General features: G+C 70.2%; 19 protein-coding genes. 9 read left to right on the top strand and 10 right to left on the bottom strand.

Annotated features, from left to right (window positions below):
- Nucleotides 1-3 precede the first annotated feature (3 nt).
- The 4 genes from ODJ79_RS00985 to ODJ79_RS00970 all read right to left on the bottom strand — a co-directional run bounded on the left by ODJ79_RS00985 (nt 4) and on the right by ODJ79_RS00970 (nt 5,936).
- The gene (locus ODJ79_RS00985; RefSeq protein WP_263021338.1) at nt 4-2,601 is read right to left on the bottom strand and encodes a Z1 domain-containing protein; all 2,598 of its coding nucleotides are present in this window, start codon (nt 2,599-2,601) and stop codon (nt 4-6) included.
- A 382-nt stretch (nt 2,602-2,983) separates the two neighbouring features.
- Nucleotides 2,984-3,814, bottom strand: coding sequence for a PQQ-binding-like beta-propeller repeat protein (locus ODJ79_RS00980; RefSeq protein WP_263021337.1), 831 nt, complete (start codon nt 3,812-3,814; stop codon nt 2,984-2,986).
- Nucleotides 3,815-3,936: 122 nt separating this feature from the next.
- Entirely contained in the window at nt 3,937-5,253 is a 1,317-nt protein-coding gene (locus tag ODJ79_RS00975; protein ID WP_263021336.1) for a HAMP domain-containing protein, read from the bottom strand.
- Nucleotides 5,250-5,936 (bottom strand): response regulator transcription factor, encoded by a 687-nt coding sequence (locus tag ODJ79_RS00970; RefSeq protein ID WP_263021335.1) that lies wholly within the window; start codon nt 5,934-5,936, stop codon nt 5,250-5,252. Before ODJ79_RS00970 ends, ODJ79_RS00975 begins: the two co-directional genes overlap by 4 nt.
- 36 nt (nt 5,937-5,972) lie before the next feature.
- Between ODJ79_RS00970 and ODJ79_RS00965 the strand changes: the two genes are divergently transcribed.
- From ODJ79_RS00965 to ODJ79_RS00950, 4 genes are read left to right on the top strand one after another with little or no spacing between them, the layout of a single operon-like run.
- Nucleotides 5,973-6,542: a DNA mismatch repair protein MutL gene (locus tag ODJ79_RS00965; RefSeq protein WP_263021334.1), complete on the top strand. Its 570-nt coding sequence runs from the start codon at nt 5,973-5,975 to the stop codon at nt 6,540-6,542.
- A 17-nt stretch (nt 6,543-6,559) separates the two neighbouring features.
- A complete protein-coding gene (locus ODJ79_RS00960; protein WP_263021333.1) occupies nt 6,560-6,898 on the top strand; it encodes a hypothetical protein in 339 nt (112 codons plus the stop codon).
- Complete coding sequence (locus ODJ79_RS00955) at nt 6,898-8,808, top strand: flotillin family protein (RefSeq protein WP_263021332.1); 1,911 nt, start codon at nt 6,898-6,900, stop codon at nt 8,806-8,808. Before ODJ79_RS00960 ends, ODJ79_RS00955 begins: the two co-directional genes overlap by 1 nt.
- Entirely contained in the window at nt 8,805-13,625 is a 4,821-nt protein-coding gene (locus ODJ79_RS00950; protein ID WP_263021331.1) for a DNA repair ATPase, read from the top strand. Before ODJ79_RS00955 ends, ODJ79_RS00950 begins: the two co-directional genes overlap by 4 nt.
- On the opposite strand, the gene ODJ79_RS00945 is transcribed toward ODJ79_RS00950, so the two are convergent.
- Nucleotides 13,616-15,496 carry a discoidin domain-containing protein gene (locus ODJ79_RS00945; RefSeq protein ID WP_263021330.1) on the bottom strand — a complete coding sequence of 627 codons (1,881 nt, stop codon included), beginning with the start codon at nt 15,494-15,496 and terminating at the stop codon, nt 13,616-13,618. The genes ODJ79_RS00950 and ODJ79_RS00945 overlap by 10 nt on opposite strands.
- 103 nt (nt 15,497-15,599) lie before the next feature.
- Here ODJ79_RS00945 and ODJ79_RS00940 point away from each other — a divergent pair, with 103 nt between their 5' ends.
- The gene (locus ODJ79_RS00940; RefSeq protein WP_263021329.1) at nt 15,600-16,604 is read left to right on the top strand and encodes a LacI family DNA-binding transcriptional regulator; all 1,005 of its coding nucleotides are present in this window, start codon (nt 15,600-15,602) and stop codon (nt 16,602-16,604) included.
- A gap of 104 nt (nt 16,605-16,708) precedes the next feature.
- Complete coding sequence (locus tag ODJ79_RS00935) at nt 16,709-17,959, top strand: ThuA domain-containing protein (protein WP_263021328.1); 1,251 nt, start codon at nt 16,709-16,711, stop codon at nt 17,957-17,959.
- On the opposite strand, the gene ODJ79_RS00930 is transcribed toward ODJ79_RS00935, so the two are convergent.
- The gene (locus ODJ79_RS00930; protein WP_263021327.1) at nt 17,960-18,151 is read right to left on the bottom strand and encodes a hypothetical protein; all 192 of its coding nucleotides are present in this window, start codon (nt 18,149-18,151) and stop codon (nt 17,960-17,962) included. It lies immediately after the preceding gene.
- On the opposite strand from ODJ79_RS00930, the gene ODJ79_RS00925 reads away from it, so the two are divergent.
- On the top strand, nt 18,150-19,850 hold the full coding sequence (locus tag ODJ79_RS00925; protein WP_263021326.1) for a SulP family inorganic anion transporter: 1,701 nt from the start codon (nt 18,150-18,152) through the stop codon (nt 19,848-19,850). The two genes, ODJ79_RS00930 and ODJ79_RS00925, sit on opposite strands and share 2 nt — an antisense overlap.
- Before the next feature lie 33 nt (nt 19,851-19,883).
- Nucleotides 19,884-20,996: an aromatic ring-hydroxylating oxygenase subunit alpha gene (locus tag ODJ79_RS00920; RefSeq protein WP_263021325.1), complete on the top strand. Its 1,113-nt coding sequence runs from the start codon at nt 19,884-19,886 to the stop codon at nt 20,994-20,996.
- 59 nt (nt 20,997-21,055) lie between these two features.
- On the opposite strand, the gene ODJ79_RS00915 is transcribed toward ODJ79_RS00920, so the two are convergent.
- Genes ODJ79_RS00915 through ODJ79_RS00900 form a run of 4 tightly spaced genes read right to left on the bottom strand, consistent with a single transcriptional unit; the run spans nt 21,056 to nt 24,408 of the window.
- The gene (locus tag ODJ79_RS00915; RefSeq protein WP_263021324.1) at nt 21,056-22,264 is read right to left on the bottom strand and encodes an ABC transporter permease; all 1,209 of its coding nucleotides are present in this window, start codon (nt 22,262-22,264) and stop codon (nt 21,056-21,058) included.
- Nucleotides 22,245-22,931 (bottom strand): ABC transporter ATP-binding protein, encoded by a 687-nt coding sequence (locus ODJ79_RS00910; RefSeq protein WP_263021323.1) that lies wholly within the window; start codon nt 22,929-22,931, stop codon nt 22,245-22,247. The genes ODJ79_RS00915 and ODJ79_RS00910 overlap by 20 nt, the downstream gene beginning before the upstream one ends.
- Nucleotides 22,928-23,920, bottom strand: a complete 993-nt coding sequence (locus ODJ79_RS00905) for an efflux RND transporter periplasmic adaptor subunit (RefSeq protein WP_263021322.1) — start codon at nt 23,918-23,920, stop codon at nt 22,928-22,930. Before ODJ79_RS00905 ends, ODJ79_RS00910 begins: the two co-directional genes overlap by 4 nt.
- Nucleotides 23,920-24,408: a hypothetical protein gene (locus ODJ79_RS00900; RefSeq protein ID WP_263021321.1), complete on the bottom strand. Its 489-nt coding sequence runs from the start codon at nt 24,406-24,408 to the stop codon at nt 23,920-23,922. The genes ODJ79_RS00905 and ODJ79_RS00900 overlap by 1 nt, the downstream gene beginning before the upstream one ends.
- 88 nt (nt 24,409-24,496) lie before the next feature.
- Between ODJ79_RS00900 and ODJ79_RS00895 the strand changes: the two genes are divergently transcribed.
- Nucleotides 24,497-25,138 (top strand): response regulator transcription factor, encoded by a 642-nt coding sequence (locus ODJ79_RS00895; RefSeq protein ID WP_263021320.1) that lies wholly within the window; start codon nt 24,497-24,499, stop codon nt 25,136-25,138.
- Nucleotide 25,139 lies beyond the last annotated feature (1 nt).

Genomic DNA, 25,139 nt, shown 5'->3' with positions numbered 1-25,139 from the left:
CGTTCATGCGCTCTCGTCCTCTGGGTCCTGGCGGAGGGCCTCGGGATCCTCCTCCTCCCAGTACGCTCCGGAGACCCTCGAGAGGTCCGCCGAGATGTAGTCCTGCTCGACCTGGCTGTCGGCTTTCGCGGGCTTGGGGAAGACAAACGCGGCGCCCATCACGACCTCGCAAGGCGCGTTCAGGGGGTGCCGCTCCTTACGCGTGGTCGTGGACACCGGGTCGATCGGGTACAGCAGAAGCAGGCCGTGGTCGGGGCGTTGCGCCGCCCGGAGCTTGTCGACCTCCGAACGCTTCGTCACGTCGGTACCGTCCGGCACCCAGAGGTTCACCGTGGCGTCCCGGGGACCGGACAACGTCTTGATGTCCGCCAACGGATCGTCGGCGTCATTGATCCGGCTACGGCGATTCAACCCCACCATGGTGCCGTCCGGCAGCTTCCACATGGTGGCATCCGCTTTGGAGTTGCCGATGATGGCAACATCCCAGGCGATCAATGCGTTGTTCTCGACCCGCTTCTCGATGTATCGCCTGAGAAGCTGGGGACGTGCCTCTTCGGTACGCTCATGGAAGCGGTACTCGTCGATGAAATTGAGAACGTCCCGGTACGAGACATCCCGCCACAGCCACCGCTGCCCGGAAGAGGGCAGCGGTTCGATCCGCCCGTGTTGTTGTGCCTCCTGGATCAGCAGCACCGCCGCATCCGCGTTCCGCTGGAGCCACTCCTCCGCTCCCGCATCCGTCGGGAAGTAACGGCTCTCCACAAGATCGCCGCCGTACGCGGCGTGCGCGGTCACCGCTGCCTTCATTCGAGCCGGCGCCGTGACAAGCATCTTCGGATGGGTGCGGATCCTGACCGCGAAGGTCAGCGGGTTCTTGTCCTCGGTGAGATAACGATCGATATCCTTGCGGATCTCGGCCTCCACCACCGCGAGATGCCGGAACCAGCCCGCCAGCTCGGTCGTCATCCAGATCCTCGGAAGATCTGCGTAACCGGATCGGTGGCCGAACCATCGACCCATCTGGAGCAGGGTGTCGTACGCGGAGGATGCCCGCACGAAGTAGCTCGTAACCAAGCCCTCAAGCGTCAAGCCACGGCTGAGTGTGTTCCCACCCACGGCGATCGCGACCACCGGTCCGGACTCGTAGTCGAGGCGGTCGCGGCTGCGGAAGTTGTCGACTACGACCCTGCTCTCAGCCACAACGTCCGGGAGATGCCGCAGAACAGCTTCGAAGGGAACGGGCATCTCACCGAAGTCCGCCGCGTTAACTCGACTCGTCTCGTCCGCCCACTGCTTCTCGATCTCGTCGTACAGATCGAAATCGTCGCTCCGCAGATCGACAAGCACCTCCTGACGAAGATCATCGAGCGGCGCGCGGAAATCCTCGTGGATGCCCGTCTGCAGCGTGGTGTGGACAAGCATGGTCGAATGCGGGACGCCCGTCCCCCGCACACGGCGCGCGGCCGTGGCGAGCCAGAAGTAGAGCACGGCGTGACGCAGCGACTCCGTCATCTCCGGCACGAAGTCCGCAGCGGCCGCTTTGTTGATCGGCCGGACCGACTCGACGTCCTCCTCCGGGATCTCGCGGATCATGTCCTCGCCGGCCGGCACCTCGTTGAGGTCCTCACCGTCCAGCGGATCGCGCCCGAAGAGCAACTCGGGTCCTTGATAGCCCGATGGTGCCTTCAGGCTTACGACGAAGTCCCGCGGGTAAAAGCCGTCGTCCACGGCGGGATCGATGAGGAGATTGGCGAATGGAGTCGCCGTGTATCCGACATAGTCGACCTTGGGAAAGGATTTGAGCAGCTTGCCGAGCAACGGGTTGATCACCTTGCCGCCGACCGTGGCCTGGTCGGCTTCATCGTCTATGACCAGCGTCGGGCAGTCACGGAGATAGGCCGTCGCGGTCGCCAGCCATCCGTTCAGCTTCTCCAGCACCTTCGCGTTCTTCTTGACGACCAGGAGGGACTGCTGATTCTGGGCAGCGAAATAGGCGGCCGCGTTCCCTTTGAGGTTGAAGTCCGAGTCGATGGTGGTGACCTCGTGCCACTGGCCAGGATTGAGCTGGACGAGTTCACGCGCGAGCCGGGCCTGCGTCTGGCGGCGGAGACCGTTGTGGATACCGGAAAGCACGATGAAGAGGCGATATCCGCGGTCGGCGGCCTTGGACATCACTGCGGTGAAGTTCGCCGTCTTGCCCGATTGAACGTAACCGAGCACCAGACCCATACTGCGGAAGTCGTCCGCCCGAGGGTTGTCGAGTAGTCCGACCACCTTCGTCGATTCCTCGTCGAGCGAGTCGATCGCGGCCTGCGGCCAAGGACGAGTGCCGCCCGCCAGCTTCTTCTGCAGCGCGGGCCAGTAGCGGTCTCCCGCCCGGGGCCCGGTGTACCACGTCAACCGACCCGCCGTGTAGACGACCTTGGGCTCCCGCATTTCGCGGACCCTGATGACCTCCTGCTCGTGTCGCTCGAGGATCAACCCGATGATCTCTTCCGGAACCCGAAGCAGACGAAGCTTCCGCACAGCCTTCTCAGGCGTGTCGCGTTCCAGGAACGATTGGAATGCTTCGTACTGGTCGTCCAGGTCCTCGTCGGTCATGCGGCCCATGTTTGCAGCAGGATGGGCCGGCACGACACAGGAACAGCAAAGAATTCTGCTGAAAGCGCTTGGCCGATCGTCGACCGAGCCCGACCAAGTGAAGCTGCCGTTCCCGACGAACAGCCTAAGACCTCACGGTCACGGCTCGGGAGCAAGGTTCTACGGCGTATCGACCGAAAGCGTTCCTGCGTCTTCCGTCAGAAGTTTGCCTCCGGTGACAGTCTGGTCCCCGCGATGGGTGGAGGCTGTCGGTGCGCCCGTTGCCGGGTCGAGGATGGGGCCCCCAAGTACAGCAGCCCGCCCGCCCGCACCGGCTGGGCCAGCTGCCCGGGCAGCGAGCGAGACCACAAGCCGCGCCCGCTAGCCGCGCTCAGCGCGTCGATCACCCCGCCGACCACGCGAAGACCCTGCGCCCGTCGGTGGCCAGCAAGTCGTTCGAGCCGCCCCGCGCGGTCCACAACACCGCCCCCGAGGCCGCGCCGATTGCCGACAACGACTGGCCGTTGGTGACCAGGAAGCGGTCGCCCGCCGGCGTCGCCGCCTTCGCCTGCCAGTAACCGCTCCTCGTCCATAAAGGAACGCCGGTGCTGATGGACACCGCCGAGGTTTGGTGGGTGTCGGTCAGCAGGAGGCGGCCGTCGGCGGAGACGTTTGCGCTCTGATAGCCGGCTTTGCGCCACGCGACCTTCCCGTCCGCCACGCGGTAGGCGACCGTGGCCCGCTCGTCCGAGGGGGACTCGCCCCACACCACGGCCATGCCCTTGTCGACGACCAGGGAGAAGGCCGGGGCATCGCTGGTGACGCGCCAGCGGACTCGGCCGGTGGCCAGGTCCAGGGCGACGATCGTGCCGTCCGGGTCGCTCTGGGAGAAGCAGTCGGTCGTGGCGGCGATCAGCGTGGCGCCGTCGACGGCCATCGACGGGGTTTCCGTGCCTACCGGGTCGGGCCAGTCGAAGTGCCAGGATGCCGCGCCGGTGGACTCGTTGTAGGCGGAGATGCCGTACTGGTCGGTGGCGATCACCCGGCCGGCCGCGACCAGCGGTGCCGAGAAGCCGGCGCAGGCGGCCTGTTTGCGCAGCTGGACGGTCCAGCGGCGGGTCAGGTGGCCGATCGTGCTGCGGTTGATCGCGGACTCGTGCGGGTTGTAGTAGCTGTCCTCGGCGTCGTAGCCGGGGTGCGGCCACTCGACGGTGGCGGCCGCACGGGCAGGCACCGAAAAGCCGACAGCCCAGATCAAAGCCGAGATCAAAGACAGGCGGAAAGCGTGCACGGCGCGACCGTATGTCGCAAGACGGGTCTGACGTGCGTAAATTCCCCGAGACGGACCGGAACGGGTTAGGGGACCGCGCGGCGGCGGGAGGGCTGTGCGGGCACCGGGGTCGGGTCGGGTGGGCCGAACAGGATGCCTACTCGGGCGCCGCCCAGGGGGCTGCGGGAGACCACCAGCTCGCCGGCGACCGTGTCGGCGGCTCGGCGGACTATGTCCAGGCCCAGGCCGGTCGAGCCGGCCCCGCTGACCCCGCGCTGGACGGCTCGCGACGGGTCGGCGATGCCGGGGCCGGCGTCGTCGACCAGCAGGCCGGTCGGGGCGATGCTCACCCGGAACGCGGTGCGCTCGGGGGTGTGCGAGAAGACGTTGCCGAGCATCGCGTCGACCACCAGGATCAGCTCGCTGCGGGGCAGGGGCAGCGTCACCGGCGTGTCGCCGCCTACCACCTCCCACGGGCGCTCCTGGTCCTCGGCCAGCACCGACCAGAAGGCGAGCCGGTCGGCGAGGACCTCGACCAGGTCGGTGCGCTCCTGGCCGCGGGCCTCGACGCCGAGTCGCGCCCCGGTGATGATCGCCTCGAGCTCCTCGTCGAGCAGGTCGCAGGCCTGGCGCATCCGGTCGGCCACCGGGCCGGGCGGCATCGCCTCGGCGTCCAGCCGCAGCGCGGTCAACGGCGTACGCAATCGGTGGGAAAGGTCTGCCGCCAGCTCGCGTTCCCGGTCCAGCAGGCTGCGCAGGTCGTCGGCCATGGTGTTGAAGGCGTTCGCGGCGTCGCGCAGCTCGCGCGGGCCGATCGGCTCGACCCGGGTGGCCAGGTCGCCGGCGCCGAGCCGGCGGGTGGAGCTGGCCAGCTGCCGGGTGGCCCGCACGAGCTGGCCGCCGAGCCGGTCGGCGAGCAGCGTCGAGCCGGCGACCAGCACGATCGCCAGGCCGCCGAGGATGAGCCAGGCCGTCCAGACGCCGCGGTGCATCTCGGCGTTCGGCACGTAGACCTCGACGACCACGGTCCGTCCGTCGGTGAGCACGGTCGGTTGCAGGTAGGCGAGCCCGTCCGGCGCGGGCGCCAGCACCGACCGGCGGTCCTGCGCGGCGAGCGAGATCTGCGCCTCGGCGGTGTGTGAGACGCCGATCGGGGAGACGTCCGGCAGGTGTACGGCGAGCCGCCCCTCGCTACCCGCCGTGGTGCTGGCCACCGCGTTGGTCAGCAGGGTCGGGTCGGCGTCCACGCCGAGCACGGTGACCAGCGAGGTGGCCTGCTGCCGGGCGTCGCTGACCGCCCGGTCGTACGCGATCTGCCGGGTCGCCACCGCGAGCGGCACGAGAAAGGCGAGCGCGACCATCGACGTGATGGCCAGTGCCAAGCGATTCAGGGCCCATCTCATCGGGGGTCGACCATCATCACGCCGACACCGCGCACGGTGTGCAGGAACCGGGGCTGCGCCGCGGTCTCGCCGAGCTTGCGCCGCAACCACGAGATGTGTACGTCGATGGTCTGCTCCTCGCCGATCCGGGCCTGGTTCCACACCTCGTTCATCAGCTCCCGCCGGCTGATCACCTGGCCGACCCGCTCGGCCAGGTAGGCCAGCACGTCGAACTCGCGACGGGTCAGCTGCAGCGGCTGTCCGCTCAGCTCGGCCCGGCGCTGCCGCGGGTGGATGACCAGGTCACCCACGACGATCTCCTGCTGGATCGGCTCCGGCGCGGTGCGGGCCCGGCGCAGCACCGCGGCGATCCGGGCGAGGATGTGCCCGCCGGAGAACGGCTTCGTGACGTAGTCGTCGGCGCCGGCGCTGAGCAGGCTGATGATGTCGGACTCGGAGCGGCGCGCGGTGGCCACGATGACCGGCACGTCGGAGACCGAGCGCATCATCCGCAGCGCGTCGGTGCCGTCGATGTCGGGCAGGCCGAGGTCGAGGATGACCAGGTCGGGCCGCTCCTCGGTGACGATCTTCAGCGCCTCCGCGGCGCGGCCGACCGGCCGCACGACGTGTCCCGCGTCGGTGAGTGCGCGGGAGAGCGCGGCCGTGATGATGCGGTCGTCCTCGACCAGCAGGATCAACGCCATGGCGTACACCATAGGGGCATCTGAGATCATGCCTACGTGGGATCTTCCCGGTGGACTCCGATCGCGGGCTGGGCTGCGGCCACCGCGACCAGCATCGTGCTGGCCAGCGTGGCCATTCTGCCGGTGCTGCGGACGAGCGAGCCGCGGGACGCCGCGCTGGCTCAGCTCCCCGCCGCGGCGACCACTTTTCCGGCGCCGCTACCGAGCGTAACCACCTCGGCGGGGGCGCCGACGACGTCGCCGGCCAGTCGCCGGCCGCGGACCAGCGCCGCCACCCCGAAGCCGACGAGCAAGCCGGCTACCAAGGCGACGGCCCCGCCGACCACCACCGAGGACGGCTGGACGGTCACCACCGCGGCGGACGGGCTGCGCACGTACGTGCGGTCGTTCCAGTGCGCGGGCGGCCAGGCGGTGATCAAGGTGACCTCGGACTCGGTGGTCTCGCTGATCACGGCGACGCCGGCCGACGGCTTCGCGGTGGAGAAGGTCCAGAACTCGAAGGACAACATGGCCGTCTATTTCAACGAGACGAACCACAGCTTCATCATTCACGTGACCTGGTTCACCGATAAGCCGTTCGCCGAGGTCAGCGAAGTCGGCCAATAGCGGACCAATCGGCGGGCTTGACGACGGCTGTCACCCTGGCCTCCGGCTCGGATGAAACGGGGAACAAACAGTCGATGAAATGGCTCGCTGGCCTCATCGGGCTGTTGCGGCCGACCGCACCGGATTCCCTCGCCGACTTCGTCGGCCGCACCTGCGTCATCCGCACCGGGCGGGTGACCCGCACCTTCGGCCAGGCCGAGGTGCACGCCGACGACGGCTCCTCGGCCATCGTGCAGGTCCGCCAGGCCGGCGCGGACGACCTGCACGCGGGGGTCGTCGCCCTGCTCTACGAGTACGACCCGGAGGGCGCATTCTTCTGGGCCATTCCCTTCGATATCGCCATGAAAGGCAATTGATGGACGCTGTCTCCACCGGTCTGGCCATCCTGATCGTCGCCGTTCTCCTGGTCGTTGTCGGCGGGCTCTTCCTGCTGAGCCGCCTGTTCCGCAAGGTCGAGCAGGGCAAGGCGCTGATCATTTCCAAGGTTAGGCGGGTGGACGTCACCTTCACCGGGGCGGTCGTGCTGCCCGTGCTGCACAAGGCCGAGGTGATGGACATCTCGGTGAAGACCATCGAGATCGCGCGGACCGGCCGGGAGGGCCTGATCTGCCGGGACAACATCCGGGCCGACATCCGGATCACCTTCTTCGTCCGGGTCAACAAGACCGTGGAAGACGTGATCAAGGTGGCCCAAGCGATCGGCACCACCCGGGCCAGCCACGAGGACACGCTGCAGGAGCTGTTCAGCGCGAAGTTCTCCGAGGCGCTCAAGACCGTGGGCAAGCAACTCGACTTCGTCGACCTCTACACCAAGCGGCACGACTTCCGCGACCAGATCGTCGAGGTGATCGGCACCGACCTCAACGGCTACAGCCTCGAGGACGCGGCCATCGACTTCCTCGAGCAGACGCCGCTGGTGGCCCTCGACTCGAAGAACATCCTGGACGCCCAGGGCATCCGGAAGATCACCGAGCTCACCTCGATCGAGTCGGTCAAGACCAACGACTTCCGGCGGAACGAGGAGAAGGAGCTCACCCGGCAGAACGTCGAGGCCAAGGAGGCGATCCTCGAGCTGCAGCGCCGGCAGGCGGACGCCGAGATCAAGCAGCGCCGCGAGATCGAGACGATGCGCGCCCGCGAGGAGGCGGAGATCGCGCTCGCGCACGCCGAGGAGCGGCTGCGCGCCGAGGGCGCCGCGCTCAAGACCGACCAGCAGCTGGGCATCCAGCAGGAGAACAAGGCCCGGGAGATCGCGGTCGCCGAGAAGAACCGCGAGCGGGTCATCGCCATCGAGTCCGAGCGGATCGAGAAGGACCGGATGCTCGAGGTCATCGCCCGGCAGCGGGAGACCGAGCTGACCACGATCGCCAAGGACAAGGAGGTCGAGGCCGAGCGGCGGTTGATCGCCGAGGTGGTCCGGGAACGGATCGCGGTGGAGAAGACCGTGGCCGAGCAGGAGGAGAACATCAAGCGCCTGCGGGTGGTCGAGGAGGCCGAGCGTACCCGTCAAGCGGTGATCATCCAGGCCGAGGCCGAGGCGCAGGAGGCCCTGGTCAAGGACATCAAGGCGGCGGAGGCCGCCGAGGCCGCGGCCAAGTTCCGGGCGCGCGAGGAGCTGCTGCTCGCCGAGGCCCGCCAGCAGACTGCCGAGCTGGACGCCCGCGCCAAGATCCGGCTGGCCGAGGGCCTGCAGGCCGAGGCGGCCGCGGCCGGCCTGGCCGAGGTGCAGGTGCGCGAGCGCAACGCCGCGGCGGTCGAGAAGCACGGTCAGGCGGAGAACGCGATCGCCCGGGAGAAGGCGATGATCGCGGCCGACGCGATCAAGGCGAAGCTGCTGGCCGAGGCCGAGGGCCTGCAGGACAAGGCGGGCGCGATGGCCGCGATGGACGCCGCGACCCGTGAGCACGAGGAGTACCGCCTGCGGCTGGAGCTGGAGAAGGAGATCCGGCTGGCCGGGATCAACGTGCACAAGGAGATCGCCGAGGCGCAGGCCATGGTGCTGGCAGCCGGCCTGGAGAAGGCGGACATCGACATCGTCGGCGGGGAGTCGATCTTCTTCGACAAGCTGATCGGCGCGATCTCGCTGGGCAAGAGCGTGGACGGGTTCGTCGAGAACTCGACCGTGGCGCAGGGTCTCGGCGCCCGCTATCTGAACGGCGAGGGTGACCTGGTCGGTGACCTGAGCAAGGCGCTGGCCGGGATGAGCACCGAGGACGTGGCGAACATGAGCATGGCCGCCCTCCTCGCGAAGCAGACCGCCCAGTGACCGAGCCGACGCTTGACGCCGGCACCTACGAGGTCCTGCGCGCCCGGCTGGGCGCGCAGGCCAAGGAGCTGGCGGCGCGTGCCGAGGCGCTGAACGACCGGCGGGTGGCGACGTTCGGCGGCGTGCCGATGACGCTGACCGGCACCGAGCGGATCCGCACCGAGAACAACTGCGTGCCGCGCGACATCGCGCATGTGGGCGGCGCGCTGCTCTTCGGCTACAACGTCTTCATCGGGCTCAAGGCGGAGACCACGGTCGCGGACGTCTTCGCCGTGCATGCCGGCCCGCTCGACGACCACGTGCAGCAGCCGCTGGGCCGGTCGGAGAAGCCGGGGCTGCTCGACGACCCGGCGTTCCAGCGGGACTTCGCCGAGCTGTACCGGTATTACAAGGACACCCGGCTGCTCCAGCTGCGCCGGCTGGAGGGGCTGCTGCTGGCGGTGTTCCAGACCGGGGCGCGCGGCGACGACCTCAAGGTGCTGCGCTGGCGGGTCGGCGCCGACGGCGCGGTGTCCTATCTCGACAACCGGGGCGAGCGCGATCACGTGTTCCCGCCCGCGCACGACTTCGAGTGGACGCCCACCACCCGGGACCAGCACGTCCAGGGCCGGCACCCGCACGTCTCGATCGAGGACGCGGTCTTCGTGGAGACGGTCGGCGGCGACCTGACCGTCAAGGTGGAGAACAACACCGAGGACGGCCAGGGCGTCTACAGCGAACCGGTGGACGAGCCGTTGCAGAGCCTCGCGGACGCGGATATCGCGTACGCACGCATCGGTCCTTTGATCTTGATCCGGGTGCTGCCCTACAAGGAGACCCGGCATCGGTATCTGGTGTTCAACACCCGGACCCGGGACGTGCACCGGCTGGACGGGATCGGGCAGGCGTGCCGGCGGCTGCCCGAGGACCAGGGGATCATCTTCCCCGGCGGGTACTACCTGGCCACCGGCGTGGCTCGGACGTTCGACGCGGAGACCGCGGATCTCGAATACGAGCGGGTGGTGCGCTCGGTCAACGGCGAGGATGTGCTCTACGTCTTCCACGCCCGGGACACCGGCCGTTACCTCCTGCTCCCGTACAACGTGATCCGCAAGGAGGTGGCCACCCCGATCACCTGCCACGGCTGGTCGCTGTTCGACGACGGCACGCTGACCGCGTTCCGGCACGACGGCGACGAGCCGAGCCGGGTGCATCCGATGCAGATCTGGCAGACGCCGTACGTGTCGGACACGTTCGCCGCCGCGCAGCCGGCCGGCACCGGGCCGCTGGACCGGATCGGCAACGCCGACCTGGTGCGGGGCATCGCGGACGCGCTCTCGGTGGCTCGGATGGTGGACGAGATGTCGCCGTCCGGCCCGGTCTTCGAGGCGATCATCGCGGCCTGCGGCCGGCTCGTCGACCACTACTTCTGGCTGGGCGAGGCCGGCCTGGACGGACCGCTCGCCGAGGTACGCGCGACGGCCGAGCAGGTGCTCGACGAATTCGAGGCGGTGCAGCAGCTCACCGCCCAGGCCCGGGCCGCTGTCGAGGCCGCGGCCACCGACGCGGACGCGCTGATCCGGCGCGCCCGGTCCGACGCGCCGACCGCGACCGACGGCTGGATCGCGCTGCTCGCGTCCCTTCGCCAGCAGCAGGGACACGCGGTCACGCTGCGCGAGATGCGCTACGCCGACCTGGCCCGGCTCGACGCGCTCGCCGCCGCGCTGGCGGAGGAGGTCGACGCGACGGCCGGCCGGGCCGTCGAGTTCCTGCGCCGCGAGGAGGCCTTCGCCGGATATCAACGGTCGGTCGACGCGCTGGTCACCGACGCCGGCAAGATCGACACGGTGGCGGCGGCCGAGCCGGTCGCGGCCCGGCTCGCCGAGCAGGCCGACGGCCTGCAGGTGGTCATCGACGTGGTGGGCGGCCTGGAGATCGCCGACGCCACCGTGCGGGTGGCCATTCTCGAGCGGATCGGCGAGGTGCTCGGCGGGGTCAACCGGGCCCGGGCCACCCTCGACGCGCGGCGCCGGGAGCTGGCGGCGCGCGAGGGGCGGGCCGCGTTCGCGGCCGAGTTCGCGCTGCTCGGGCAGGCGATCACGGCCGGGCTGGCGGCGTCGGACACGCCCGCGCGGTGCGACGAGCAGTCGGCCAAGCTGCTGTTGCAGGTCGAGGCGCTGGAGTCGCGGTTCGGCGAGTTCGACGACTTCGTCGACCAGTTGGGCGCCAAGCGATCCGAGGTTTACGAGGCGTTCGCCGGCCGCCGGCAGGCGCTGCTGGACGAGCGGGCCCGGCGGGCCGACCGGCTGGTCGCGTCGGCGCACCGCACGCTGACCAGCGTGCAGCGGCGGGTCGTCTCGCTGTCCACCGTGGACGAGGTGAACACCTACTTCGCGACCGACCCGATGGTGGGCAAGCTGCGGTCGGTCGCCGACCAGCTGCGGGAGCTCGGCGACACCGTCCGCGCCGAGGAGCTGGACGGCCAGGTCAAGGCGGCCCGGCAGGAGGCGGCGCGGGCGCTGCGCGACCGGCTCGATCTCTACGCCGACGGCGGCAACACGATCCGGCTCGGCCGGCACACGTTCGCGGTCAACACTCAGCCGATCGAGCTCACGCTGCTGCCGGACGGCGACGACCTGGCCTTCACGATCACCGGCACCGACTACCGGGGGCCGATCCGCGACGCGTCGTTCGTGGCGGAGACCCGGCCGTTCTGGGCGTACCCGCTGATCTCGGAAAATAGTGAGGTCTACCGGTCCGAGCACCTGGCCGCCGCGATCTTCGCGGCGGATCCGGCGGGTGCCGCGGCCGCGCTGGCCGACGGGACAATTGCGGATCTCGTACGGCGGGAAGCCGAGTCCCGCATCGACGAGGGGTACGAGCGGGGCGTGCACGACGCCGACGCGACCGCGATCCTGTCGGCGGTGATCCGGCTGCACGAGTCGGCCGGGCTGCTCCGGTACGAGCCGTCGGTGCGGGTCGCCGCGCAGTTGTTCTGGGCCTTCTCGGCCACGGAGGAGCAGCGGGCCGCTTGGCGGCTGCGCGCGGTCTCGCTGGCTCGGGCCCGGGAGGTCTTCGGCGCCACCGACTTGCTGGGCGACCTCGCGTCCGAATTGTCTGCCGCCGCGGGTTCGCCGATCGGGGAGTATCTCGCCGAGGAGCTGGCTTCGTCGGCCGGGTTCGTCACCAGCGCCGGGGCTCGGGCCTTCCTCGATCGGTTCCATCGCGCCGGGCCCGGTTACCTCGACGACCTCAAGGCATTGCCCCATCTCGATGACCGCCGGATGTTGATCACGAGCTGGTTGTCGGCGTTCCGGGCGGCGAACCCCGAGAGCGGGACCGAGGACGACCTGGTCGAGGCGGTGGCGATCGAGCTGACCGGCCCTTCGGTTGCCCGCCATGACTCGGCGGCGGCGCTGTCGGCGGAGGTCGAGGGGCTGCTCGGGGTGCATCCGCGGATCGTCGGCGGCCGGCTGGCGATCCGTCTCGACCGGTTCCTCGCGGCGACCCGGGAGTTCCGGGAGACGTGGGTGCCGGGCTTCCGGGCGTACGGGAAAAGGCGAAGCGCTCTGACCGCAAGCGAACGCACCCGCCTGCGCCTGGACGATTTCCAACCGGCGGTGCTGACCGCCTTCGTCCGCAACCGGCTGCTCGACGAGGTCTATCTGCCGCTGATCGGGGACAACCTGGCCCGGCAGATCGGGGCGGCCGGCGACGCCAAGCGCACCGACCAGTCCGGCCTGCTGCTGCTCATCTCGCCGCCCGGCTACGGCAAGACCACGCTGATGGAGTACGTGGCCAACCGGCTCGGCCTGATCTTCGTGAAGGTCAGCGGGCCGGCGCTCGGGCACGAGGTCACCTCGCTCGACCCGGCCGCCGCGCCGAACGCCACCGCCCGGCAGGAGGTCGAGAAGATCTCCTTCGCCCTGCGGATGGGCAACAACGTGCTGCTCTACCTCGACGACATCCAGCACACCTCGCCCGAGTTGCTGCAGAAGTTCATCTCGCTGTGCGACGCGCAGCGGCAGATCGAGGGCGTCTGGGACGGGCAGCCGCAGACCTATGACCTGCGCGGGAAGCGGTTCGCGGTGTGCATGGCCGGCAACCCGTACACCGAGAGCGGGCAGCGCTTCCGGATCCCGGACATGCTCGCCAACCGGGCCGACGTGTGGAACCTCGGCGACGTGCTGGCCGGGCGTCTTCATTTGTTTGAAATGTCCTACCTGGAGAACGCGTTGACCTCCAACCCGGTGCTCGCGCCGCTGGCCACCCGGGCGCCCGAGGACCTGCCGCTGCTGGTCCGGCTGGCCGAGGGCGACGACACGGTGCGGCCGGACCGGCTGTCGTACGCGTACTCGGCCGCCGAACTGGCCCAGGTGCTGTCGGTGCTGCGCAAGATGCGGCACGTCCAGCGGGTGGTGCTGGGGAACAACCGGGCTTACATCGCCTCGGCCGGGCAGGCCGACGCGTCCCGGACCGAGCCGCCGTTCCTGCTCCAGGGCTCGTACCGGAACATGAACAAGCTCGCCGAGCGGCTGGTGCCGGCGATGAACGACGACGAGGTCGAGGCGGTGCTCGACGACCACTACGCCGGTGAGGCGCAGACCCTCACCTCGGGGGCCGAGGCCAACCTGCTGAAGCTGGCCGAGCTGCGCGGGCGGATGACGCCCGCGCAGGCGACCCGGTGGGCCGAGGTGAAGGCGGCCTACCTGCGGGCGAGGGCGCTGGGTGGCGACGGCGAGGACCCGATGTCGCGGGCGGTCGGCGCGGTCGGCCTGCTCGCCGATCGGGTAGGTGAGATCTCGGCCGCTCTCCTTGATCCCTCCCGTCAGCGGTAGGCGCGGACGTCCGCTATGGACCACCAGTTGCCCGCGCTCCCGGTGGTCGCTATCCGAACAAATCTGATTTGTCGGTTATTGACGGTGCCGGTGGAGAACTGGCCGGCGCCGCTGGTGGGTGTCGGCCACCACGTGGTGCCGTCGCTGGACACGCTGATCGTGTAACCCCGCGGGTAGTCGCCGATGGACGCGCCGGTGTCGAAGACGACCCTGCCGACGCGCTGGATCCTGCCGAGGTCGACCTGGAGGTACTGGCCGGGCTGCTGGGCCGTGCCGGTGCTGAAGCGGGTGCTGGCGTCGTCGTCGACCGCGTTGGCCGGCACGTCGGTGGCGCTCGCCGGGGACGCGGTGGCGGTCCAGCCGGTCGGGTCGATCGGCCGATCTTCGCTGCGGCCGTGCCAGACGAACGTGGCCAGCGCGCCGCCCGGCAGCGTGTAGCTGAACTGCCGGTCGCCGAGCCGGACCGCGACCGCCTGCGGGTTGTCGTTCTCGTTGTGCGCGACCACGACCGTCTCGCCGTTCGGGTTGACGAAGGCCACGTCCATGACCTGCCCGTTCCAGCCGATGGTGCCGAACGAGGTGCTCGCCACCCGGACCGCGCCCGGCCGGACGAAGCGGGCCAGATGGCCGAGCGTGTAGTACTCGGCGTTACGGGTCACGGTGTCGCCGACCGTGACCACGCCGGTGCAGCCGCCGCAGCCGCCGGTGTGCGGGCCGTTCGCCGGGTCGAGCGCGAGGTTCCAGTTGACCACGGTCTTCGCCCAGTTCCGGGTGTTGCCGATGATCAGGTTGCGGGCGTGCCACTTGAGCGTGTCGGAGAACGTGTTGGCCGGGTCGCTCGACTGGCTGCCCGAACACTCGGTGAAGTAGATGCCCTTCGTCGGGAACTCGTTGTGCAGAACGGTCATCGCGCTCGGGTCGCCCGAGTAGCAGTGGTACGCCGTGCCGTCGACCCAGCGGGCGGCCGGCGAGGCGAGCAGCTCCTGCGGGTAGTGGTTGATGTCGGCGGTCTCGTCCGGCGGGGTGTTGGCCGCGTCGTTCGGGTGCTCGGTCCAGTTGTGGTCGTACCCGAGGATCCTGGTGTCGAGGCGGTAGGCGCGAAGCATAGGGCCGAGTTGCTCGATCACCTTGGCCTCCTGCCAGGACGGCAGGTCCATGCCCGGGTAGCCGTTGGGCGCCCGGTTCTGCGGCTCGTTCTGGATCGACAGGTAGTCGACCCGAACACCTTCCTTCCGGTACGCCAGGACGAACTTCACCAGATACCCGGCGTACGCCCGATAGATCGCCGGACTGTCGATCAGCCGGCCCCCGATCAGCGAGCCGTTCGTCTTCATCCAGGCCGGCGGCGACCAGGGCGTGCCCATGATCTTCAGCTCCGGGTTGAGCCGAGCGGCCTGACGCAGCAGCGGCAGGATCTGCGACTCGTCGTGCGCGACGCTGAAGTTGCGGAGCGCGTAGTCGGTCTGCCCGGCCGGCATGTCGTCGTAGGTGTAGGCCGGCTCGTCGGTGAAGTCGGAGGCGCCGATCGGCTGGCGCAGGAAGTTGAGCCGGTCGGTGGCGAAGAGATCGGCCATCACCCCGGCCCGCCGCGCCGGGTCGAGCCGGTAGAGCACCGCCGCCGAGGAGTCGGTGATCGACGCCCCGAAGCCGGTCATCGTCTGGAACCGCCGGTTCGGGTCGATCACGATGGTCGGGGTCGGGATGTCGGTCGCCTTGGTCAGCTCGATGGTCCCGAGATCGCTGAGGCGGTTTGTCCCGTCCGGCGTGGTGAGCCAGACGTGCGCGGTCGAGGTACGCGGATGAGCGGCCGCCGGCAGCGGCGCGACGACCAGGGCAACGGCGGTGAGTGCGGCGGTTCCGAAGCGTGACATGGGCTCTCTCCCGATGTAACAAGCTGAAACAACCACGAAACGTTTCTGCTATAACGCCAGGTAACCACCCACCTTCGCGCACGTCAATGTCTATGCTTCCGTCATGAAACGCGTGACGGTCCGCGACGTAGCAGCCCGCGCCGGTGTGTCCATCGCGACCGTCTCGCGGGTGCTCAACGATCAGACGCACGTCGCGCCGGAGACCCGCGACCTGGTGCAGCGGGCCATCGAGGAGCTCGGCGGCCAGGTCGTCAGCCGCCGGCCGGCCCCGCCCGGTGCGATCTTCCTGCGCTGCCCGTACCTGCTGACCGACTACTTCGGACTGATCGTGTCGTCGATCGCCGAGACGCTCGACCTGCACGGCCTGCAGGTGGTGCTGAACGCCGGCGAGGCCGCCCAGCAGCGCGAGGTGCTGCCCACGCTGGCCGCGCGGGCCGGGGTCGCCGGGGCGATCGTCGTGCTCCCGCCCGAGCCCGGCGCCGACCTGGTCGCGCTGCAGGCGACCGGCTTCCCGTTCGTGGTCGTCGACCCGCGCGAGACCGTCCCCCGGGACATCGCCGCCGTCTCGGCCGCCCACTTCGCCGGTGCCCGGAGCCTCACCGGCCACCTGATCGAGCTGGGCCATCGCCGGATCGGCCTGATCGCCGGCCCGGACAACTGGCTGGCCAGCACCGCCCGCCGGGCCGGCCACGCCTCGGCCCTGGCCGACGCGGGCGTGCTGCCCGACCGCCGGCTGGCGCTGCCGGGCGAGCCCACGGTCCGGTTCGGCTACGAGGCCGCGCAGCGCCTGCTCGACCTGCCTTCACGGCCGACGGCCCTGCTCGGCTTCAACGACAAGGCCGCCTCCGGCGCGCTGGCCGCCGCCGCGTCGCGCGGCTTGCGGGTGCCCGAGGACCTGTCGATAGCCGGCTTCGACGACCTCGACCTGGCCCAGGCGACCCGCCCGACGCTGACCACGGTTCGCCAGCCCCTGCAGGAGATGGGCCGCATCGCGGTGAGCCTGCTGCTGCGCCTGCTCAACCGCCACCGCCTGGACGCCCTGCACGTCGAGCTGGCCACCGAACTGATCGTCCGCGACTCCACCGGCCCGGCCTCTTTCGGAAGTTAGTTTAACTATTAATGCTCTTAACCTTGTGGGGCAGGGCATCGATGGTTGAGGATGTGAGCGCGGCGCCGCTTCCCCTACCGCTCTCATCCCCGAGGTATCGGATCGTGGCGAAAAGACTAGTCAGACGCGCCTTGGCGGCGACGATCGCCCTGCTCACGGCGACCGCGCTCGGCGTGGCCGGGCATGGCGGGCCGGCGGCGGCGGCGGCCAACTTCAAGGTGCTGGCGTTCTACAACGGGACGTGGGACGCCGCGCACATCGACTTCGACAAAGAAGCCAAGGAGTGGTTCCCGCAGGCCGGCGCGCAGTACGGCTTCAGCTGGGAGGCGACCACCGACTGGAGCCGGCTCAGCGCGTCGGGGCTGGCCGGGTACCAGGTGATCATGTTCCTGGACGATGCGCCGCCGGCCGATCGGCGGGCCGCGTTCCAGCAGTACGTGCAGAACGGCGGCGGGTTCCTCGGCTTCCACGTCAGCGCCTTCACCACCAGCGCGAACGACTGGAGTTGGTACTACAACACGTTCCTCGGGTCGGGGAACTTCGTCTCCAACACCTGGGGGCCGACCGCCGAGACGCTGAAGATCGAGGACCGGAACCACCCGTCGACCGCGGGGCTGCCGGCCACGATCCCGTCGTCGGTGAGCGAGTGGTACTCGTGGAGCCGGGATCTCCGCCAGAATCCGGACATCGACATCCTGGCGTCGCTCGACCCGTCCACGTTCCCGGTCGGCACCGACCCGAACCAGCAGTGGACCGGCGGCTACTACCCGATCATGTGGACCAACAAGAACTACCGGATGCTGTACGCGAACTTCGGCCACAACGGCATGAACTACGACACCAACACGCGTACGTCGTCGACCTTCGCGAGCGCCCAGCAGAACCAGTGGCTGATCAACGGTTTGCTGTGGCTGGGCGGCGGCCAGAATCCGGCGACGGATTGGCACGCGCTCGTCAGCAAGAGCAGCGGCAAGTGCGTGGACGCCAAAGCCGCCGCCACCGCCAACGGCACGACCATTCAGCAGTACACCTGCAACGGCACCACCGCGCAGCAGTTCCAGCAGGTGGCCACGACCGGCGCCTACGTGCGGGTCAACAACCGGAACAACAGCAGCCAGGTGCTCGACGTGACCGACGTGTCCACGGCGGACAATGCGAAGATCCAGCTCTGGGCGTACGGCGGAGGTCTGAACCAGCAGTGGCAGCCGGTCGACGAGGGTGGCGGGTACTACCACCTGGTCAACCGCAACAGCGGCAAGTGCCTCGACGTCCCCGGCGCCAGCACGGCCGACGGCGTCCAGCTGGTCCAGTACACCTGCAACGGCACCGGCGCGCAGAGCTTCACATGGCGGTAGTCAGCCGAAGCGTCCGTTGACGTAGTCCGCGGTGCGCGGGTCGATCGGCTCGTCGAACATCTGGTCGGTCGGCCCGTGCTCCACGATGTGCCCCGGCGTCCCCTGCTCGGCCAGGGGTCGCGATTGTCGGTGGCGAATATCCTTCGCCAGGAGGGATGCCGGACCGTCGCCTTCGATGGACGGTGATGACATGGCGACCAGCGAAACGCCGTTCCTCCAGGGCATCGCGCCATACCAGCGCGCGTGGCTGCGCCGGGACCTCATCGCCGGCGTGACGCTGGCCGCGCTCGCGATTCCCGAGGTGATGGGCTACACGAAGATCGCGGGGACGCCCGTCATCACGGGCCTCTACACCATCCTGTTGCCGGCGGTGGTCTTCGGCCTGCTCGGGTCCTCGCGCCACCTGGTCGTCGGCGGCGACTCGGCCACCGCGGCGATCATGTTCAGCGGCATCGCCGCGCTGGGTATCGCCGGGCTTCAACCCGGCTCGCCGCAATGGCTCGCGCTCGCCGGTCTGAGCGCGCTGATCTGCGGCGCGCTGCTGATCCTCGCCCGCCTGGTCAAGCTCGGCTTCCTCGCGAACTTCATCTCCCGCACGGTTCTCGTCGGGTTCCTCACCGGCGTCGGCATCCAGGTGGCCGCCGGTCAGGTCGGCGGGATGCTCGGGGTGCCCAAGCCGCACGTCGACGTCGACCAGGTGAGCGGAACATTGATCACCCTCGGCAAGACGCTCGACGAGATCGGACAGACGTCCGGCGCGACGCTCGCGGTGTCGGTCGCCGTGCTCGTCACGCTCGTCGTCTTCGACCGGTGGATCAAGGCGATCCCCGGCGGCCTGGTCGCCGTGGTCGCGACGATCATCGTCAGCTACGCGTTCCACCTGAGCTCGCACGGCGTCGCGACGCTCGGGCCGGTGCCGAGCGGCCTACCCCACCTCGGCTTCCCCAGCGGCGTGAGCTGGAGCAACGTCGGGGGGTTGCTCGGCGCGTCGGCCTCGATGTTCCTCGTGATCCTCGCGCAGAGCGCGGCCACCTCCCGCGCCTATGCGGTCCGCTACCGGGAACGGTTCGACGAGAACACGGATCTGGTCGGTCTCAGCCTCGCCAACGTCGCCGCCGGGTTCAGCAGCACCTTCGTCGTGAACGGCAGCCCCACCAAGACCGAGATGGTGGACGAGGCGAAGAGCCGCACGCAGATCGCCCAGCTGACGATGGCCGCGGTCGTCGCGATCGTGCTGCTCTTTCTCACGAAACCGCTGGAGTATCTGCCGAATGCGGTGCTCTCGGCCGTGGTCTTCCTGATCGGCATCAAGCTGGTCGACATCGCCGGCATGAAGGCGATCTGGCGGCTGCGGCGCGACGAGTTCTGGATCGCGGCGGCGACCGCGGCCGTGGTGGTCGGTGTCGGCGTCGAGCAGGGCATCATCCTGGCCATCGTCCTGTCGCTCATCCTGCACGTGCGCCGCCACTACGTACCGCGCGACACCGTCGTCACGGTGGACGACCGGGGCGATCCGCACCAGATCCCGGCCGAGCCGGGCGCGGTCAGCGAGCCCGGTCTCGTGATCTACCGCTTCGGCGTCGGGCTCTTCTACGCGAATGCCTCGCGCCTGGTGGAGGAGGCGATGGCGCTCGTCGACGTGGACCACCCGCCACGCTGGTTCGTGCTCCTCGCCGAGGCGATCGACGATGTCGACTACACCGGCGGCCAGACCCTGGCCGAGCTCGCCGACGGCCTCGCCGAACGCAACGTCACCTTCGCCGTCGTGGCCGCGACCGATCATCTGCGCGAGGAGCTCGACCGCTTCGGCGTGACGGCGAGGATCGGCACCGGCCGGATCTTCCCCACGATCACCGAGGCGGTCGCGGCGTTCCGGGTCAGCTCTTCGTAACCGGGGAGTGGAAGATCGGGGGAGACTGTCCGCATGGCTGCTCCGATCGACGCCGACGCTCTCGAAGCCGTGCTCCGGCCGTTCGGCCGGTCCCGCACCCTCCCCGCCGCCGCCTACACCGATCCACAGATCTTTGCGTGGGAGCTGCGCCACCTGTTCGCCGGGACCTGGACCTGCCTGGGCCGCGCCGACGAGGTCCGGGAGCGGCAGCGCGCGCTGACCGTAGGCGGCATCGGCATCCTGCTGACCCGCGACGAAGGGACGGTTCGCGCCTTCGCCAACGTGTGCCGGCACCGCGGCCACGAACTGCTGCCCGAGGGCGGGGCCGCCGACCGGATCGCCGTGGTGTGCCCGTACCACGGCTGGGCCTATCGCCTCGACGGGACGCTGAGCACCGCTACCGCGATGCGCGAGGTGGCCGATTTCGACCCGGCCGAGCACGGCCTGGTCGAGCTGCCCGCGGTGGTGTGGGAGGGCTGGCTGTTCATCAACGCGACGGGGGACGCGCCGCCGTTCGCCGACCACCTCGGCGACCTGGACGGCCTGCTGCGCCCGTACCGGTCGGCCGAGCTGCGGCTCGGGGCGGCGCACGACTACCGGGTCGCCGCCAACTGGAAGGTGATCGTCGAGAACTATCAGGAGTGCTACCACTGCCCGCAGATCCATCCCGAGCTGTGCCGCGTCTCGCCGCCTGCCTCGGGCAGCAACTGGGACCTGCCGGGTGCGTGGGTGGGTGGATCGATGGACCTGCGGGAGCACGCCGAGACGATGTCGACCGACGGGCGCGGCGCCGGGGTGTTCATCGACGGTGCACCGCGGCGCAGCGTGCGCTACGTCGCGCTGTTCCCGAACCTGCTGGTCTCCGCCCACCCCGACTACGTGATGACGCACCGCCTGTGGCCGGTGTCGCCGGGCGTGACCGAGGTCGAGTGCCGGTGGTACTTCCCCGAGGAGATCACCGATCCGGCGTACGCGGTGGACTTCTGGGATCTCACCAACCGGCAGGACTGGGCGGCCTGCGAGTCGGTCCAGCGCGGCGTCGGCTCGCCGCATTTTCGCCCGGGCCCGCTCGCCCCGAACGAGGACGCGGTGTACCGGTGGACGACGCTGATCGCCCGCGCGTATGCGAGCGGGCACCTCTACTGAACGCGGCGAGGTACGCCGAGGACCAGTCGACCTCCCCGGCGTACCGCAGCATCCCGATCTCAGACCGTGCGTAACGCCTCGGTGGGCGAGAGGCGCGCGGCCCGCAGCGCCGGCACCAGCCCGGCGATCGCGCCGATCACGACCGCCGCAGCGATCCCACCGGCCCACGCCTCCACCGGCACCACCACCTGCCAGCCCTTGGTCCGGGCATAGACGACGGTGGCGACGATGCCGGCGGCCACCCCGGCCGCGCCGCCGAGCACGGTGAGCAGCACCGCCTCGGCCAGGAACTGACCGCGGACCTGCCGCCGGGTCGCGCCGAGCGCCCGCCGCAGGCCGATCTCCGACCGCCGCTCCAGCACCGAGATGATCATGATGTTGGCGACCCCGACCGCGCCGACGATCAGCGCGACCACACCGAGCCCGAGGAACAGGCTGTCGAACGCGCCCTCGGCGGCGGCCCGGGCGGTCAGCGCGTCGGACGGCTGGCTGATGTCGACCTCGCTCGGCGACTCCGGGTTCGCGGTCTGGGCCAGCACCGCCTGCACCTGCGCGACCCGGTCGGTGTCGGCCCGCACGTACAGCTTGCTCGGCGGCCCGGCCACCGCCCTGCCGTGCTCGATCTCGACGTAGTCGAGGTAGTGCTGGGCCGCCGGGTATCCGATCAGGACACTGCTGTCCAGCTCGGTGGCGAGCAACGCGGGCTGGAGGATGCCGGCCACGTAGAACCACTGGCCGCCGAGCCAGACCCGCCGGCCCGGGGTGACCCGGTCGAAGCCGAGCCGCTGGGCCGCGACCGCGCCGAGCACGGCCACCGGCTGGGTGGCGGTGGCCTGGTTGAGCCAGCGCCCCTGGGCGATCCCGGTCGCCGCCACCGCCGGCAGGTTGAGGCTCGCGGCCCGCACGGTCAGCGCGTTGGTGCTGATCGCCGGGATCAGCGGGCTGCGGTAGACCTTCGCGTCGTCGATCGCCGCGGTGTGCGCGACCTGCTGGACCGCGTCCAGGTTGCCGACCCGGGCCGGCGCCTCGGCCGGCAGCTGGGCCGCCGCGCCGGCGAACGTCTGGCCGCTGCTCGCGGTGAGCAGGTTGGTGCCGAGCCGGTCGATCTGGGCCAGCAGCCCGGCCTGCGACGACGAGGAGAGGCCCAGCACGGCCACGATCGCGGCCACGCCGATCGCGATGCCCAGCCCGGACAGTCCGGCCCGCACCTTCCGAGCGCGCACCCCGATGCTCGCCACCCGTATCTGGTCAGCGAAGTGCAGCCGCATTGCTGTCCCTCACGATCCGGCCGTCCAGGAGGTGTACCTGCCGCGGTAGCTTTCCCGCCAGGTCGTTGTCGTGGGTGATCACGATGATCGTGGCGCCGTCCGCGTTGAGCTCGTGCAGCAGCTCGACGATGGCGCCGCCGGTCGCGCTGTCCAGGTTGCCGGTCGGCTCGTCGGCCAGCACGATCGCCGGCCGGCCGACCAGTGCGCGGGCGATCGCGACCCGCTGCCGCTCGCCGCCGGAGAGCTGGGACGGCTTGAACCGGGCACGATGGGACAGGCCGACCCGGTCCAGGGCCTCGGCCGCCCGGCGGCGCCGCGCCCGGGCCGGCACCCCGGCGTACAGCATGCCGTCGGCGACGTTCTCCACCGCGGTGGCGTGCGCGGCCAGGAAGAACTGCTGGAAGACGAAGCCGATGTCGCGGGCCCGGACGTCGGCCACCTGCCGGTCGCCGAGGCGGGCCACGTCGGTCCCGTCGATCCGCACGGTGCCGCCGCTGGGCCGTTCGAGGGTGCCCATGATGTGCAGCAGGGTGGACTTCCCGGAGCCGGACGGCCCGACCACCGCGACCAGCTCGCCCGGCCCGACCCGCAGGTCGACGCCGTGCAGCACGGTCACCTCGCCGTACGACTTGACCACCTCGACCAGCTCGAGTACCGGCTCGGTCATGTCGACGGCACCACCACTCGGTCGCCGGCCCGCAGGTCACCGGTCACCTGCACCATTCCGGCCGCATCGTCGAAGAGGCCGAGCTTGACCGGGACGGTCTCCCGCCCGCCGGCCGCGGTGACCCGCTCGATCGCGTACCCGGTGCCCGCCCCGATCAGCGAGGTCACCGGGACGATCAGCGCGTTCTTCACCCCGGCCGTGGTGATCTGCACCCGGACCGGCGCGGCGTCGAGCGTCCCGGCGTCCTTGGGCTTGTCCAGGCTCAGGTAGACCGGGACGGTCGCGCTGCCGTCCCGGCCCTGGGTGGCGACCGTGCCGATCCGGCTGACCCGGCCGCCGGTGACCCGGTTGTCCGGCAGCGTGACCTGTGCCCGGTTGCCGACCTTGACCTGGGCCTGCTGGGCCGCGTTCAGCTGCACGACGACCTCGTGGCGGGTGGTCACCGCGGTGCCGAGCGGGCTGCCCGGCACCGCCCGGCCACCGAGTTGAGCGGTGACCCCGGAGATCCGGACCGGCCCCGGGAGGACGACGGCATCGCCGACCGACAGCTCCTCCTTGTCCAACAGCTCCGACAGACCGGACGCTGTCTTCCCGGTGAACTCGTCGCCGGCGACGCCCAGGTTCCGGTTGAGGATGGCCACGTCCCAGCCGTCGTCGCCCTCGGCCAGGTCGCGGTAGAACGGGCGGCTGCCGCAGAGCAGCAGCACCGGGTCGTCACCGACCCGGTAGAGGACGTGGCCGCAGGCGACCACCTGGCCGGCGGCCGGCAGTTCGGTGTAGACACCGGCGGCCTGGTTGACCACTGGGTAGTCGCTGCCGTCGGCCTGGGCCGCGTACGACAGGGTGCCGTTCTGGCTGACCTGGCCGTTCAGCGAGCCCTGCCGCACGGTCGCGGTGGCCGGGGCGGCGGTCGCGGCCGGTTCCGCCTGGCCGGCCGCCCCGCACGCCGAGAGCAGGCCGACCAGCAGCATCAGGAGCGGGACGCGCATCAGCCCATCCCGCCGGGCGCCAGGTCGCGGCACTTCTGCTGGGCGTCCTTGAACGCCTGCGACTCCGGGTCGACCCCGTTGTCGACGGAGAACAGCATCCGGCCGTCGGCCTGCGGGTCGGGCATGTTCGGCACGCCGTTCTGCCGCATGCACTGCACCCACTTGAGCGCCTGCGCCTGCTGCTGGCCGTTCTGCCCGGCCCGGTTCGCGCCGGCCGGTTCGTACTGCTTGCAGGCCTCCTGCGCGGTCTTGAAGCCGGCGCTCTCCGGGTCGAGGTCGCTGCCCTTCTGGCCGCGCAGCTGGATCCGGCCGTCGACCGGGTCGGGGAAGTCGGGCACGCCGTTCTCCCGCATGCACTGCGAGTACTTCACGGCCTGGGCATCGCGGTCGGGCGTCGAGGGTGTGGCGGAGGGCTGGTCACCGTGGCCACCGCAGGCGGCGGTCGCGAGGACCAGCAGGCCGGTGGCGAGCAGAGTTTTGATTCGCATGGCTACGAGTTCTACGAGGGCCGCGGTCACAGCCGGGTCCGCGATTCGGTGACCTCGGTGTGACACGCGATCGGGCAGGCTGGGCGGCATGCGGGTGCTGGTGGTGGAGGATCAGGCCGAGTTGGCCGACTCGATCGGGCGGGTGCTGCGCCGCGAGGGGATGGCCGTCGACGTGGTCTACGACGGCGGCGCCGCCCTCGAGCGCACCATCGCGACCGACTACGACGTGCTGGTGCTCGACCGGGACATCCCGGTGGTGCACGGCGACGACGTGTGCCGGCAGCTGACCGGCCCCCGAGTGTTGATGTTGACGGCGTCGGGGACGCTGGCCGACCGGGTCGAGGGGCTCAACCTCGGCGCGGACGACTATCTGCCCAAGCCCTTCGCGTACGCGGAACTGATTGCCCGCCTGCGAGCGATAGGTCGCCGCTCCCCGCAGGTGGTGCCCACCCTGCTCGGGTATGCCGATCTCGAGCTCGACCCGGCCCGCCGGGTCGCCACCCGCGCCGGCGTCCGGCTGGCGCTGTCGCCCAAGGAGTTCGCCGTGCTGGAGTACCTGCTGGCCGCCGACCATCGCGCGGTCTCCGCCGAGGAGCTGCTGGAACGGGTCTGGGACGAGGCCGCCGACCCGTTCACCACCACGGTGAAGGCGACCATCAACCGGCTGCGCGGCAAGCTCGGCGAGCCCGCGATGATCGAGACCGTCCCGCGCGCGGGCTACCGGATCTGAC

The organism is Actinoplanes sp. KI2 (genome assembly GCF_025630775.1).
GTDB lineage: Bacteria > Actinomycetota > Actinomycetes > Mycobacteriales > Micromonosporaceae > Actinoplanes.
This window is presented reverse-complemented; position numbering and strand designations above follow the sequence as displayed.